This is a genomic window from Thermodesulfitimonas sp., from assembly GCF_052743955.1.
The window spans coordinates 1-13,147 of record NZ_JBRAIN010000050.1 but is presented as its reverse complement, the minus strand read 5'-3'; the positions used below and the strand labels follow the sequence as shown (position 1 = coordinate 13,147).

15 protein-coding genes are annotated in these 13,147 nt (G+C 60.0%); all 15 read left to right on the top strand.

Annotated elements, in window-relative coordinates:
• The first annotated feature begins 6 nt into the window (after positions 1-6).
• The 15 genes from ACUVTA_RS05770 to ACUVTA_RS05700 all read left to right on the top strand — a co-directional run bounded on the left by ACUVTA_RS05770 (position 7) and on the right by ACUVTA_RS05700 (position 12,787).
• Positions 7-174, top strand: a complete 168-nt coding sequence (locus tag ACUVTA_RS05770) for a SpoIVB peptidase S55 domain-containing protein (protein WP_445952018.1) — start codon at positions 7-9, stop codon at positions 172-174.
• Positions 175-310: 136 nt separating this feature from the next.
• Positions 311-1,081 carry a sporulation transcription factor Spo0A gene (gene spo0A, locus ACUVTA_RS05765; protein WP_445952017.1) on the top strand — a complete coding sequence of 257 codons (771 nt, stop codon included), beginning with the start codon at positions 311-313 and terminating at the stop codon, positions 1,079-1,081.
• 234 nt (positions 1,082-1,315) lie between these two features.
• A complete protein-coding gene (steA, locus tag ACUVTA_RS05760; RefSeq protein WP_445952016.1) occupies positions 1,316-2,440 on the top strand; it encodes a putative cytokinetic ring protein SteA in 1,125 nt (374 codons plus the stop codon).
• A 19-nt stretch (positions 2,441-2,459) separates the two neighbouring features.
• The gene (locus ACUVTA_RS05755; protein ID WP_445952015.1) at positions 2,460-3,341 is read left to right on the top strand and encodes a copper transporter; all 882 of its coding nucleotides are present in this window, start codon (positions 2,460-2,462) and stop codon (positions 3,339-3,341) included.
• On the top strand, positions 3,338-4,033 hold the full coding sequence (locus ACUVTA_RS05750) for a glycosyltransferase family 2 protein (protein WP_445952014.1): 696 nt from the start codon (positions 3,338-3,340) through the stop codon (positions 4,031-4,033). Before ACUVTA_RS05755 ends, ACUVTA_RS05750 begins: the two co-directional genes overlap by 4 nt.
• On the top strand, positions 4,034-4,861 hold the full coding sequence (locus ACUVTA_RS05745) for a hypothetical protein (RefSeq protein ID WP_445952013.1): 828 nt from the start codon (positions 4,034-4,036) through the stop codon (positions 4,859-4,861).
• A gap of 13 nt (positions 4,862-4,874) precedes the next feature.
• Positions 4,875-5,591: a hypothetical protein gene (locus tag ACUVTA_RS05740; protein WP_445952012.1), complete on the top strand. Its 717-nt coding sequence runs from the start codon at positions 4,875-4,877 to the stop codon at positions 5,589-5,591.
• Between the two features lie 73 nt (positions 5,592-5,664).
• Positions 5,665-5,889, top strand: a complete 225-nt coding sequence (locus tag ACUVTA_RS05735; RefSeq protein WP_445952011.1) for a 4Fe-4S dicluster domain-containing protein — start codon at positions 5,665-5,667, stop codon at positions 5,887-5,889.
• A complete protein-coding gene (locus tag ACUVTA_RS05730) occupies positions 5,882-6,943 on the top strand; it encodes a 3-methyl-2-oxobutanoate dehydrogenase subunit VorB (protein ID WP_445952010.1) in 1,062 nt (353 codons plus the stop codon). Before ACUVTA_RS05735 ends, ACUVTA_RS05730 begins: the two co-directional genes overlap by 8 nt.
• Positions 6,943-7,689, top strand: a complete 747-nt coding sequence (locus ACUVTA_RS05725; RefSeq protein ID WP_445952009.1) for a thiamine pyrophosphate-dependent enzyme — start codon at positions 6,943-6,945, stop codon at positions 7,687-7,689. The genes ACUVTA_RS05730 and ACUVTA_RS05725 overlap by 1 nt, the downstream gene beginning before the upstream one ends.
• Positions 7,689-8,270, top strand: coding sequence for a 2-oxoacid:acceptor oxidoreductase family protein (locus ACUVTA_RS05720; RefSeq protein ID WP_445952008.1), 582 nt, complete (start codon positions 7,689-7,691; stop codon positions 8,268-8,270). Before ACUVTA_RS05725 ends, ACUVTA_RS05720 begins: the two co-directional genes overlap by 1 nt.
• A gap of 26 nt (positions 8,271-8,296) precedes the next feature.
• Positions 8,297-9,421, top strand: a complete 1,125-nt coding sequence (locus ACUVTA_RS05715) for a M20/M25/M40 family metallo-hydrolase (protein WP_445952007.1) — start codon at positions 8,297-8,299, stop codon at positions 9,419-9,421.
• Between the two features lie 70 nt (positions 9,422-9,491).
• Positions 9,492-10,334: a diaminopimelate epimerase gene (dapF, locus tag ACUVTA_RS05710; protein WP_445952006.1), complete on the top strand. Its 843-nt coding sequence runs from the start codon at positions 9,492-9,494 to the stop codon at positions 10,332-10,334.
• A gap of 68 nt (positions 10,335-10,402) precedes the next feature.
• Positions 10,403-11,578 (top strand): LL-diaminopimelate aminotransferase, encoded by a 1,176-nt coding sequence (locus ACUVTA_RS05705; protein ID WP_445952005.1) that lies wholly within the window; start codon positions 10,403-10,405, stop codon positions 11,576-11,578.
• A gap of 15 nt (positions 11,579-11,593) precedes the next feature.
• On the top strand, positions 11,594-12,787 hold the full coding sequence (locus ACUVTA_RS05700; RefSeq protein ID WP_445952004.1) for a pyridoxal phosphate-dependent aminotransferase: 1,194 nt from the start codon (positions 11,594-11,596) through the stop codon (positions 12,785-12,787).
• Positions 12,788-13,147 lie beyond the last annotated feature (360 nt).

The following is a 13,147-nucleotide window of genomic DNA, read 5'->3' as shown; positions in this document are numbered from 1 at the left end:
GGACGTCTGGTCGGCGCGGTGACCCACGTTTTTATCAGCACGCCAGAGAAGGGTTACGGTATCTTCGCGGAGCGGATGGCGCGGGCGTGCGGCCTGCTTGTCTTCCCAGAGACAAAGGCGACATTTTTCGATAAGTTTGGCCCCTCTTTATTAAAAGCTGTTGTAAAATATTAAAGAAAAGAATAAGGCGGTTACAAAAATATCCAATTCGAAAGTTTTTTACGCGGGAATAGCAGGATATTTTTGACTGCTGCAGAATTTAGTGATTTACCAGTAAGGTTAATTAGCTGATAGAAGGGGGCATTTAACTTTGAGCAGACTGGTCCGCATTTTCGTGGCCGACGATAACCGGGAGTTCTGTGAGTTGTTGAAGGACTATCTGAGTCAGCAACCCGATTTTGAGCTGGTTGGCGTGGCTTATAACGGGTTGGAAGCAATCCAGTTGATTGAAGAAACCCGGCCCGATGTGGTGATCCTCGACATCATCATGCCCCATTTGGACGGGATAGGCGTGCTGGAGAAGTTTGCTAGCAGCACCGCCACCTACCGCCCCAAGTTCATTGTGCTGACGGCGCTAGGGCAGGAGACGGTGACCCAGCGCGCGGTGGAATTAGGGGCCGACTATTACGTGGTTAAACCCTTTAACTTCAGCGTCCTAGCGAACCGGATTAAGCAACTGGGCGACGGCACGGTGACTACTACTCCCTTCATTGCCCCAACGAAACCGCGCAACCTTGACGTGGCGGTTACCAATATCATCCACGAGATTGGCGTCCCGGCGCACATCAAAGGCTACCACTACCTGCGGGACGCGATCCTGATGGTTGTAGAGGAGATAAATCTGCTTGGCGGTATTACCAAAGAGCTCTACCCGATGATCGCCCAGAAGTACAACACCACTCCCAGCCGGGTTGAGCGGGCGATCAGGCACGCTATTAAGCTGGCTTGGGACCGGGGAAATATGGAGGCGATCTCTAAGTTTTTTGGCTACACGGTCAACATGGCTAAAGGTAAACCGACCAACTCTGAGTTTATTGCGATGATCGCTGATAAGCTACGGCTGGAATCAAGGGTGAGTTGATCAAGAAGAGGCCTGACCAGTTGGTCAGGTCTTTTAAGTTGGTTTTAAGCGGCGCGCTGGCTGCTCAAAGTTGGGGCGTTGCAGGGTTTCTCTTTGCGAGGGTGAGTCCTTCAGACCTCTTGCTTTAGTGCGTTAACAGGTTCCAGAACGCATATCTTGAATAGAGCGGGCCTGTCCTTGACTTGGCAGCTAAAAGATTTATACTGGTTTATAATACGGTAAGGTGGCGGAAGAATGGTTATCAGAGGCCGAGCACGCGTTGACCGGCGCACGAAGAACCTGGTGCGGCGCTTGCAACCGGGCGAAATTGCGATAATTAGTCATGGGGGCATCGATAAGCTTGCGGCGCAGGGGTTGATCGAAACGCGCTGCCGGCTGGTGCTTAACGCAGAAAAATCGCTTTCGCCCGATTACCCGAACGAGGGGCCCTTAATGCTTCTTGATGCCGGCATTCCTATTATCGATGCCCTTGGTCCGGCGGTAATGGAAATTCCGGAAGGAGCAGAGGTAGAAGTAGAGGTTACGGAAGGGGCGGTATTCCTAAACGGCGCCTTGGTTGCCCGCGGTGAGCTATTGGTTCGGGAAAAAGTCCTTGCAGGTATGGCTGCGGCGAAAGAGCGCCTTGGTGAGGTATTAGTACGGTTTGTAGATAACACCCTCGCCTACGCCCGAAAAGAAGTCGATCTGATTACCGGGGCGGTGCCTGTGCCGCCCCTCAAAACGCGGCTCGAGGGCCGGCACGCCTTGGTAGTGGTGCGGGGGTTCAATTACAAAGAGGACCTGCAGGCGATCCGCCCCTATATCAACGAGATGCGGCCGGTTCTGATCGGGGTTGACGGTGGCGCGGACGCGCTGCGGGAGTTCGGCTACCGCCCGGATATCGTGATCGGCGATATGGATAGTGTAAGCGACCAGGCGCTGCGGGAGGCTCGGGACGTGGTGGTGCACGCCTACCCGAACGGGGAGGCGCCGGGGTTGAAAAAGGTTCAAGAATTAGGCATTCCTGCCGTCACTCTACCGCTTGCCGGAACAAGTGAAGATGTAGCCGTGTTGTTGGCGTACGAAAAGGGAGCACGGTTAATTGTTGCCGTAGGTACCCATTCTAACGCTCTCGATTTCCTGGAAAAAGGGCGCCGCGGGATGGGGAGCACTTTTTTGGTGCGGCTCAAGGTGGGCGCGATCCTGGTTGACGCCAAGGGGGTTTCGCAGCTCTACCGGAGCCGGGTTAAATTCCGCTACTTGGCCCAGGTAGTGGCAGCTGCTCTTTTACCCTTTGCCGCCGTGGCGATAATTTCCCCTTCGATCCGGCAGCTGCTGAGGCTGATCCTCATCCAGTTCCGGGTTTTGCTCGGGCTATAAATCAAAGGAGAGTCAGGCGTTGATTATCGACATCCGCTACCACATCATCACCCTGGTTGCGGTTTTCTTGATGCTGGGGCTCGGGATTCTTATCGGCACTACCATGGTAGGGAACGAGGCGCTAACGAAACAACAGGAACAGCTGGCTGACCGTTTAGAGAAGCAGCTCAACGTTCTCCGGCTGGAAAACGTAAAGGTTCAGGAGCGCTGCGAGCGGGTAGAGGCAGAAAACGCCGCACTAACGGCTTTTGCGCGGGAGGTTATTCCCTTCGCGATTGCTGGACGGCTCCGGAACGTTCGGGTAGCTGTTCTTGAGCTCGGGGGCCCGGCATCGCCAGAACTTTTAAACGATTTAAAGACGGCTGGCGCTGCGGTGGGACCGGTGGTGACTTTGGTTAAAGGTTTTGATGTTACCAGTGCGGCTTCCAAAATTAGCGCGGACCTGGGCTGGGCGGAAAAGGATCCTACGGCGGTGAGCGACCGCCTTGCCAATGAGCTAGGCCGAGCTGTGGCTACCGGCCAAAATCCGACTCTGGTACGCTATCTTGCGGAGCAACGGCTTATCAGAGTTACCGGCGACTTTACGCTACCGGTTCAGGCCGGTGTCGTTATCGGTGATTTTGGGGAGGAACGCGGCGTTCGTGCCGGAAGGTTTGATCTTGCGCTGCTTGACGGTTTGGTGAGGGAAGGCGTAACGGTGGTTGCCGTTGGTGCCGGGGCAGAAGCGGGAAAAGGTATTGATGAATACCAGAAGCGGAAAATAAGTGTTGTAGCGGATGGCGAAACGCCCTGGGGGCGGGTCGGGTTGATTTTGGCACTTTCGGGTTACCCAGGCCTTTACGGCGGTAACACCGACGAAAAGCATTTCCTACCGCCATATCCCGCTGGGGGAACCAGATGAAGCGGGTTTCGGTGGTTATTCCGGCTCACAACGAGGCGGCGCGTATTGCGGCTACGGTCCGCGCGGTGCGCGAGCTTCCCGAGGTGGGCGAAGTTATCGTGGTTGACGATGCTTCGAGCGACGAAACGGCGGCGCTGGCAGAGAAGGCGGGGGCGAAGGTGTTACGCTTATCTGCCAACCGGGGAAAGGGCGCTGCTTTAAACGAAGGCGTGGCCGGCGCAAGGGGCGACGTGGTGGTGTTGCTCGATGCAGACCTGGGGGAATCGGCCCGGGAGGCGCGGGCGCTGATCCTCCCGGTTTTGCGGGGTGAAGTGGATATGACGGTGGCCCGTTTCCCTTCTACCGGGAAGAGGGCAGGCTTCGGGCTGGTCAAAAGGCTGGCGCGAGCGGGCATCCGTTATTTTACCGGGTTAGAAGTCAGCGCGCCCTTATCTGGACAGCGCGCCCTGTCGCGGGAGGTGCTGCGGGGGGTACTGCCGTTTGCCCGGGGCTACGGCGTTGAGGTAGCGCTCACCATCAGAGCGGCCCGGAAAGGGTTTCGGATTAAGGAAATCCCGGTTACGATGTACCACCGGGAGACGGGCCGGAATCTCGGCGGTTTTATCCACCGGGGCCGCCAGTTCCGCGATGTGCTTTTTACGCTAGGCCGCCTTTTCTTCGAATTGCGGCGGACAAGTAAGGAGAGCGGCTGAATGGAAGCGTGGCTTCTCCCAGTGGCTTTGCTGGCTGGCTTTGCGTGCGCGTGGGCAGGCTACGGGCCTTTCATACGCCTTCTCGAGCGCGGCGGCGCGGTGCGGCCCAATTACCGGGGGCAGGCGATACCTGTAGGTGCGGGGGTACTCTTCTTTTTTGCGGTCCTGCCGCCGGTTCTCGCGGGCTTTCTTTTCTGCCCCGGGTGGCTACCGCCAGAAAAGACGGTGGGCTTCCTTTTTTTGCTGGCGTTGACCACTCTAGTGGGGGTCATTGACGATGCCTGGGGCTCGCGGGCGGTATCGGGGCTTAAGGGACACTTTCGCCAGCTTCTGCGCGGTGAGCTGACCACGGGGGCGCTAAAGGCTTTGGCAGTAGGGGCCGGTAGTCTGACCGTTTTTCTCCCGCGCGCGAGGCTGGGGGAGGCCCTGCTCAACGCGGCGGTAGTGGCCCTAACGGTTAACGCGATGAACCTCTTTGACCTCCGACCAGGCCGGGCGGGGAAAGTTTTTTTATTGGCCGCTGCCGCCCTCACCTGGGTGGCCTGGGGGCGGGAGGAGTTGCTTTTTCTCTGGCTGGTCTGCGGGGCGTTGCTAGCGTTTCTACCCCGCGATCTCGCGGCGCGGGCGATGATGGGCGATGCCGGCTCTAATTCTTTGGGTGCGGTGCTCGGACTGACGGCCGCCTGGGGCTGTGATGTAGTGGTGCTGGCGGGTGTGCTGGGGGGGCTTATTCTGCTTCACCTTCTGACGGAGCGTTACTCACTCACGGAGATTATCACCCGCAACCGGGTGCTCAATTTTTTGGACCGCCTGGGGCAGCGGGATTGAAGGCGAAGGGTTGGTGGCGAAGGTCACCTTGGAGATACTTAACGAAACAGCGGGTAGGATCAACATTTTCGCCGGACCGCTGGGCAGCGGGAAGACAACCGTAGCCGTAAACGTGGCCTGCTACCTGGCGCAGCAACGAAAGACGGCACGCAAGCCGGGGGAGGATGCGGTTCTCCTGGTAGACCTCGATCTTATTAACCCCTTCCTCCGTTCGCGGGTGCTGCGGGAGGAACTCCAAAGACGCGGTATTACGGTGGTCTGTCCGCCAAAGGAGCTGGCGCAAGGGGACTTGCCGGCGCTGCCGGCCACCGTGAAGGGTGCGCTTGCCACCAACAGGCCGGTCGTCTTTGATGTCGGCGGTGATGGGATTGGGGCCACGGTGCTCGGGGCGTACCGGCCCTACCTCCCGGTAGGCGAATACCGCTTCTTTTTTGTGGTTAACACCCGGCGGCCCTTCATGGCCACGGCGGCGGAGATCTGTGCTGCGGTGCAAGAAGTAGCGGCGGCCGCGCGGCTGGACGTAGACTATCTGGTTAACGATACACACCTCGGCCCGGATACGTCTGCTGCGGTGGTGCTGGAAGGTTTATCGGTTGTCCAGGAAGCGAGCGCCCGGCTTGGGATTCCGGTGGCCTTCACCGCGGCTGCGGCCCACCTGGCGGCGGTGGTAGGTGGCGTGGCGGGGCGGGTGCTTCCGCTCGAAATCTTCCTGCGCCTGCCCTGGACGTGAGGTGGGGTGCGCAGCCTGCTGGAGCCTGCAAAAGGTTTACTCTGAAGCCAACTTTTTCGACGGAGGAATTTCTATGCCCAAGGTCACTTTCAACATGGAACGGTGCAAAGGTTGCGAGCTTTGTGTCAGCGTCTGCCCCAAAAAGATCATCGTCCTCTCTCCGGAGATCAACGCGCAGGGTTTTCATCCGGCGACGGTTAGCGACCTGAGCAAGTGTACCGGCTGCGGGTTCTGTTTTTACATCTGCCCGGATCTGGCAGTAACGGTGGTGCGGGAGAGGAGAGCGGCCAATGGATAGGGTTTTAATGAAGGGAAACGAGGCTTTCGGTGAAGGTGCGGTGCGGGCTGGCTGCCGGTTCTTCTTCGGCTACCCGATAACGCCCCAGAGTGAGATCCCTCACTATTTGGCACGGCGGCTACCCCAGGTCGGCGGTGTTTACTTGCAGGCGGAGAGCGAGCTGGCCGCCATTAACATGGTTTATGGCGCGGCGGCTGCCGGCGCCCGGGTGATGACCTCGTCTTCGAGTCCCGGGATTAGTCTGATGCAGGAGGGCATTTCTTATATCGCGTGTGCCGAGCTTCCCTGCGTTATTGTGAACATCATGCGCGGGGGGCCGGGGTTGGGGAATATCGCCCCCGCCCAGGGGGATTATTTCCAGGCGGTAAAGGGTGGCGGGCACGGGGATTACCGGTTGCTTGTGCTGGCGCCAGCTTCGGTCCAGGAGGTTATCGACCTTATGGCGCTCGCCTTCGACTTAGCAGATAAGTACCGCAATCCGGTGATGGTGGTGGGCGACGGCATTTTGGGCCAGATGATGGAGCCTGTGGTGCTTGGTCCCCTGCCAGCGGTGAGCCTGCCACCAAAGCCCTGGGCAACTACCGGTATGCTGGGCCGTAAGGTGCGTAATATTGTAAACTCGCTCTATATCGAGCCGGAAGAGATGGAAAAGGTGAACCTGCGGCTTCAAGAAAAGTACCGCCGGATGGCAGACGAAGAAAAGCGCTGGGAAGAGTACCAGGTTGAGGATGCGAGACTGGTCCTGGTGGCCTTTGGGATGGTGGCCAGAATCGCGAAAGCGGTAGTGGACAGGCTCCGGGCGGCGGGTATTCCGGCGGGTCTTATCCGGCCAGTGACCATTTACCCCTTCCCCGATATTCCGCTGGCGCGGGCGGTGGAGAAGGCGCAGGCTTTTCTGGTGGTGGAGATGAATGCCGGGCAGATGGTGGAGGATGTGCGGTTAGCCGTTTGCGGGCGCCGGCCAGTTTATTTCTACGGCCGCACCGGGGGTATGCTCACAACGGCGGCCGAGGTGCTAGGAGAGGCTAAGGCTATATGGGAGGGGTTGCGGTAATGATGGTTTACTTGAAGCCAACGGTGGGGCTTACGGGCAAGCCCTTTCACTACTGCCCGGGATGCACCCACGGGATCATCCACCGTCTGGTGGCCGAGGCGCTGGTGGAACTCGGGGTGCTGGAGCGAACGGTCGGCATCTGCCCCGTGGGGTGCGCCGTTTTTGCCTACGAGTACTTTAACTGCGACATGATTGAGGCGGCGCATGGCCGGGCACCAGCGGTGGCCACCGGGGTGAAAAGGGTTTTGCCGGACCGGGTCGTTTTTACCTACCAGGGGGACGGTGATCTTGCGGCTATCGGCACGGCAGAGGTTGTTCACGCCGCCGCGCGGGGCGAAAAGATTACCACGGTCTTCATCAATAATGCGGTTTACGGCATGACTGGTGGCCAGATGGCGCCCACGACGCTGGTGGGCCAGAAAACGACCACCACCCCTTTCGGGCGGCAGCCAGCAGAGGCGGGTTACCCCCTAAAGGTGGCGGAAATGATCGCCACCATTGATGGGGCGGCGTTCGTCGCCCGGGTGGCGGTGAACAGCCCCAAGAACATCCTGCGCGCCAAGCAGGCGATTTTACGGGCCTTTAAGGTCCAGCTTGCGGGGCGCGGCTTTTCGCTCGTGGAGGTCCTTTCAACCTGCCCGACCAACTGGGGCCTGAGCCCTCCTGAAGCACTTAAATGGGTGGAAGAGAAGATGATCCCGGTTTTTCCGCTCGGGGAGTTCAAAGTGCCGGAGGGGGAAGGATAATGTTGGCGGAGGTTCTTCTGGCGGGTTTTGGCGGGCAGGGCATCCTTTCTACCGGGATGCTTCTCGCTTACGCGGCAATGACTGAGGGCCTAAACGTAGCGTGGATACCCTCCTATGGCCCGGAGATGCGGGGCGGTACGGCGAACTGCGGGGTGACCATTGCCGACGGCCCCATAAGTTCGCCCCTGGTGGTGGAGCCGGATACACTTATCGCGATGAATCAGCCCTCCCTGGATAAGTTTACGCCGGCGGTGAAGCCGGGCGGGCTCATCATCTATAACGCTTCCCTTATCAACCGACCGCCCCGGCGGGAGGACGTACGGATGCTTGCGGTGCGGGCAAACGAATTTGCGGAGAAATTAGGTAACGTCAGGGTGGCCTGTAACGTGATGCTAGGAGCCTACCTGGCGATCTGTAGGATAGTTTCGCTTCAAAGCGCGGTGGCGGCGTTGCCGAAGGTCCTGCCGCCCCACCGGCACAACCTGATTACGGTTAACAAGGAGGCGCTAGCGGCGGGAGCGAAGCTGGCGGGTGCGACAACCGGCGGTGCGACCGGGGAGGTGCCCCAAGCAGAAGCTTGATAGCTGGCGGGAAAGGGGGTCGCGTCGTGGTAGACAGAGAACGGTTACTTAACGAGTTTTTAGAGCTTGTGCGGATCGATAGCGTATCGGGGCGGGAACGGCGGCTCAGTGAGCTTTTAAAGGATAGGCTGGCAGATTTAGGTTTAACCGTTACTGAAGATGGCGCTGGAGGGGGAAAAGAAGGTGCGGGAAACGTTATTGCCCATCTCCCCGGCAGGGTCTCGGGACCGCACCTCCTTTTCTGCGCCCATATGGATACTGTGGAACCAGGAGTGGGAATCGAACCGGTTGTTGGGGCCGACGGCATTATTCGCGCGGCGAGGGAAACGATCTTGGCTGCCGATGACAAGGCCGGGATTACCGCCATTTTAGAGGCGCTGCGGTGGGTGGTAGCCGCGAAGCCCGAGCACCCGCCGCTTACGGTGGTATTTACCGTTTGCGAAGAAACAGGGCTTTTGGGAGCAAAGGCGCTTGATGCTTCGCTCCGGGCGGATTTAGGCTTCGTTCTGGACGCCACCGGACGACCGGGCGAAGTGGTGGTTCGTGCGCCTTCGCAGGATAAGATTACGGCTACGGTGTACGGGCGAGCCGCCCACGCCGGCGTCAACCCGGAAGCCGGGATAAACGCGATCTACGTTGCGGCGCGGGCGATCGCGGCGATGCCTTTGGGCCGGATCGATCCGGAAACTACCGCTAACATCGGCATCATCAGCGGCGGCAAGGCTGTGAATATCGTTCCCGATAATGTTTACCTCGAAGGAGAGGTCCGTAGCCTCAAAAGTGCGCGCCGGGCGGAGCATACCGCACTCCTCTGCCGGATCTTAGAGGAGACGGCGCGCGAGGCAGGGGCCCGGGCTGAGGTGCAGGTGGAGCTTCTTTACGAGGGTTTCGATCTTGGGGCGAGCGAGCCTGTGGTGCGTATCGTCCAGGAGGCGGCGCGCCGCTGCGGCCTGCAGCCGGTTTTGACGCAGACCGGTGGTGGTAGCGACGCTAATATCTTTAACGCCCGCGGGATTCCGACGGTGAACCTCGCCACGGGGATGGAGAAGGTCCATACCACTGAGGAGCAGATTGCGGTTACCGATTTGGTAAACCTTGCCCGGCTAGCAATAGCGATTATTTCCTGTGCCGGGGAGGTTTGGAACCAGTAGGCTTAAAAAGTGCACCGGCGGCGGGTGTATCGGGCGGGAGGTAACATGGTTGCAGGGGCAGGTGGTGTCTTTGCGATTTTTAAAGATGCACGGGTTAGGTAACGATTTTGTGGTGGTAAAGGCTGACAGCGTTCCGGAGCAGCCTGACACGCTGGCACGGGTCGTTTGCGACCGCCATTTCGGCGTGGGGGCGGACGGCCTGGTCTTCATCCTCCCTTCGGAGAGAGCCGACCTCCGGATGCGGATTTTCAATCCGGACGGATCGGAGGCGGAGATGTGCGGGAACGCAATTCGGTGTGTCGCCAAGTACGCCTATGAGTCCGGGATGGTAAGGAAAACGGCGCTGCGGGTGGAAACGGGTGCGGGAATCCTTGTGCCGCGGCTGCACCTCGCAGGGGAACGGGTGGCCACGGTGGAGGTCGACATGGGCGAGCCCATTCTCGAACGAGGAGCGATCCCAATGGATGGGCCGCCGGGACGCGTGATCAACGAGTTGCTGGCGGTGGCGGGGGAAAGTTTCCGGGTTACCGCGGTTTCCTTCGGGAACCCGCACTGCGTCATATTCGTTTCCGACGTGGCGGCGGTTGATCTTGCGGCGCTGGGCCCCAAAATCGAGCACCACCCGGCCTTCCCGCGGCGCACCAACGTGGAGTTCGTCCAGGTTCTCGACCCGGAACACCTCCGGGTGCGGGTCTGGGAGCGGGGCGCGGGCGCGACCCTCGCCTGCGGGACTGGCGCCTGCGCCGCCGCCGTGGCCGGCGCGCTCAACGGAGTTACAGGCCGTCAGGTGCGGGTGGGCCTCCCGGGCGGGGAGCTCTTCATTCGCTGGGCAGCGGATAACCACGTATACATGACCGGGCCGGCAGCAGCGGTCTTTGCCGGCGAGTGGCTGGGTGAGGGACCGGGCGGCTGAGCACGTCTTATGACCGCCCTCCAGACGCGCTGAAAGCAGATAAATTGGGGAAGGAGGCTTTCTTAGACTTGCCGGAAGTTGCCCAAAGAGTCAGGAATTTACCCCCCTACCTTTTCGCCCGCATCGAGCAGCTTATCGAGCAGAAAAAGGCGGCGGGCGTCGATGTGATCAGCCTGGGGATTGGCGATCCCGACCGGCCGACACCTGAGCATATCGTGGCGGAAGCCGGGCGGCAGCTTTATAACCCGGCGCACCACCAGTACCCTTCGTCGGTAGGAATGGCCGCCTTCCGCAAGGCGGTGGCCGACTGGTACGCCCGGCGTTTCGGGGTTGCGCTCGACCCTGGGAGCGAGGTCGTTTCGCTCATCGGCTCTAAAGAAGGAATCGCCCATATCGCCTGGTGTTACGTCAACCCGGGGGATACGGTGCTGGTTCCGGACCCGGGCTACCCGGTTTACGCGGGCGGGACCATCCTTGCCGGGGGCGAACCTTACCTCATGCCGCTGCTGCCCGAGAACGGGTTCCTGCCGCGCCTCGAAGATATTCCGACCGCGGTGGCGCGGCGCGCCAAGCTGTTGTTTCTTAACTACCCGAACAACCCGACGGCGGCGGTGGCGGGTCGGGACTTCTTCGCCGCGGTGGTCGCCTTCGCCCGGGAGTTTGATATCATCGTCTGCCACGATGCGGCCTACACGGAGATCGCTTACGACGGCTACCGGCCACCGAGCTTTTTAGAGGTGCCCGGAGCCAAAGAGGTGGGGATAGAGTTCGGCTCCGTCTCGAAGCCCTACAACATGACCGGCTGGCGCTGCGGTTGGGCGGTAGGCAAGGCGGATGTGGTTGAGGTCCTCGGGCGGTTAAAGTCAAACATCGATTCCGGCGTTTTTCAGGTGGTGCAATGGGCGGCGATTGCCGGGCTTAGTGGGCCGCAGGATTGTTTAGCCGCGACAAACGCTCTTTACAAGGAGCGGCGTGATATCGCGGTAGCCGCGCTGCGGGAGATGGGTTGGGAGATTACTCCGCCCCGGGCGACTTTCTACCTGTGGCTTCCGGTACCCCGGGGCTATACCGCGGAATCCTTTGCGGAGCACCTGATCGAGGGGGCGGGCGTGGTGGTCACGCCCGGGACGGGCTACGGAAAGTACGGCGCCGGTTACTTCCGGATTTCCCTTACCCTGCCTACCGAGCGCCTGCAGGAAGCCCTCGGGCGGATGAAACAACTCTTGGGTAGGGTAACTTTTTAGCCGGAGGTGGTTCTGATGCGACTTTCACGGCGCGCGACGAAGATCAGTCCCTCGCCAACCCTATCGATTGACGCGCGGGCCAAAGAACTGGCGGCTGCGGGCGAAAAGATCATCAATTTCGGGGTGGGCGAGCCCGATTTCGACACGCCCGAGCATATCAAGGCGGCGGCCATTGAGGCCATGGCGCGGGGAATGACGCGTTACACCCCGGTTGCGGGCACTCTTGAGCTCCGGCAGGCGATCTGCGCCAAACTGTTGCGAGAAAACGGCCTTTCCTACAGTCCGGCCGAAGTCGTGGTTTCCTGCGGGGCCAAACACTCCCTTTACAACGCCCTGCAGGTCCTTGTGGACGAAGGAGACGAAGTGATCGTCCCGGCGCCTTACTGGGTAAGTTACGTGGAGCAAGTGAAGCTTGCCGGAGCCGAGCCGGTGGTTGTGGCCACCCGGCCGGAGAACGACTTCAAGCTGACGCCCGCAGAGCTTGCGGCCGCCATAACGCCGCGGACGCGCCTTTTGATCCTTAACAGCCCCTCGAATCCGACGGGGAGCGTTTATACCGCGGCGGAGCTCCAGGCGCTCGCGGCAGTGGTGGTAGATGCGGGCATCTGGGTTCTTTCCGATGAAATTTACGAAAAACTTATCTACGACGGGGCAAAACACGTAAGCATCGCCAGCCTTGGCCCGGAGGTTAAGGCGCGGACGGTGGTCGTAAATGGCGTTTCCAAAGCCTACGCGATGACTGGCTGGCGGATCGGCTACGCGGCTGCGCCGGCCGCAGTGGCGAAGGCGATGGCGGACCTGCAAAGCCACAGCACCTCCAACCCGACCTCCATCGCCCAGGCGGCGGCGGTGGCGGCGCTTAACGGTCCGCAAGAGCCGGTTAGCGCGATGGTCGCGGCTTTTGCCGCCCGGCGGGAGTACATCCTCAATCGCCTCAACACGCTGCCGGATGTCCGGTGCCGGAAGCCGGCCGGGGCGTTTTACGTTTTCCTGGACGTTTCTGCCTACTTTGGCCGGAGCTTCAGAGGTAAGGTAGTGGAAAGCGCGACTGATCTAGCAACGCTTCTGCTGGAAGAGGCGAAGGTCGCGGTGGTGCCAGGGGCAGCCTTCGGTGATGACCGCTTCCTCCGTTTTTCTTACGCCACCTCTCGCGAGAACATTGCTGCGGGAATGGATCGCCTAGCCTCCGTACTCGCCTCTTTCGCCTAATAATACAAAGAGGCGGGAATAGACTTCTCTCTGGCACAAATCCCGGCGGCCGCCGGGATTTTTACGCGCTGTAACACCCTGGTAGCACTAGCATAGATTGGTAACAAAGGGGTTGAGGGAGGAGGCTTCAACGTTCTTTATAACGGGAGGCAGCCTGAAGTATCGGGCGGCTGCGAGGGGGTAAGGCAGCAAAAAAACAGGTAATTCAGAGGCGGCGCGTACGCGCCAGCTGAAGCCCGAAGGGGCTGCGGGTTCGTCAGAACCCGGAGGGGGCCCCTTTTTCTTTTTTTGTAACCGTTTTCCGCAACTTGTGAGGGGGAGAGGATAATGGCGCTGATCAAAACGGAAGTGGTGGTTGGT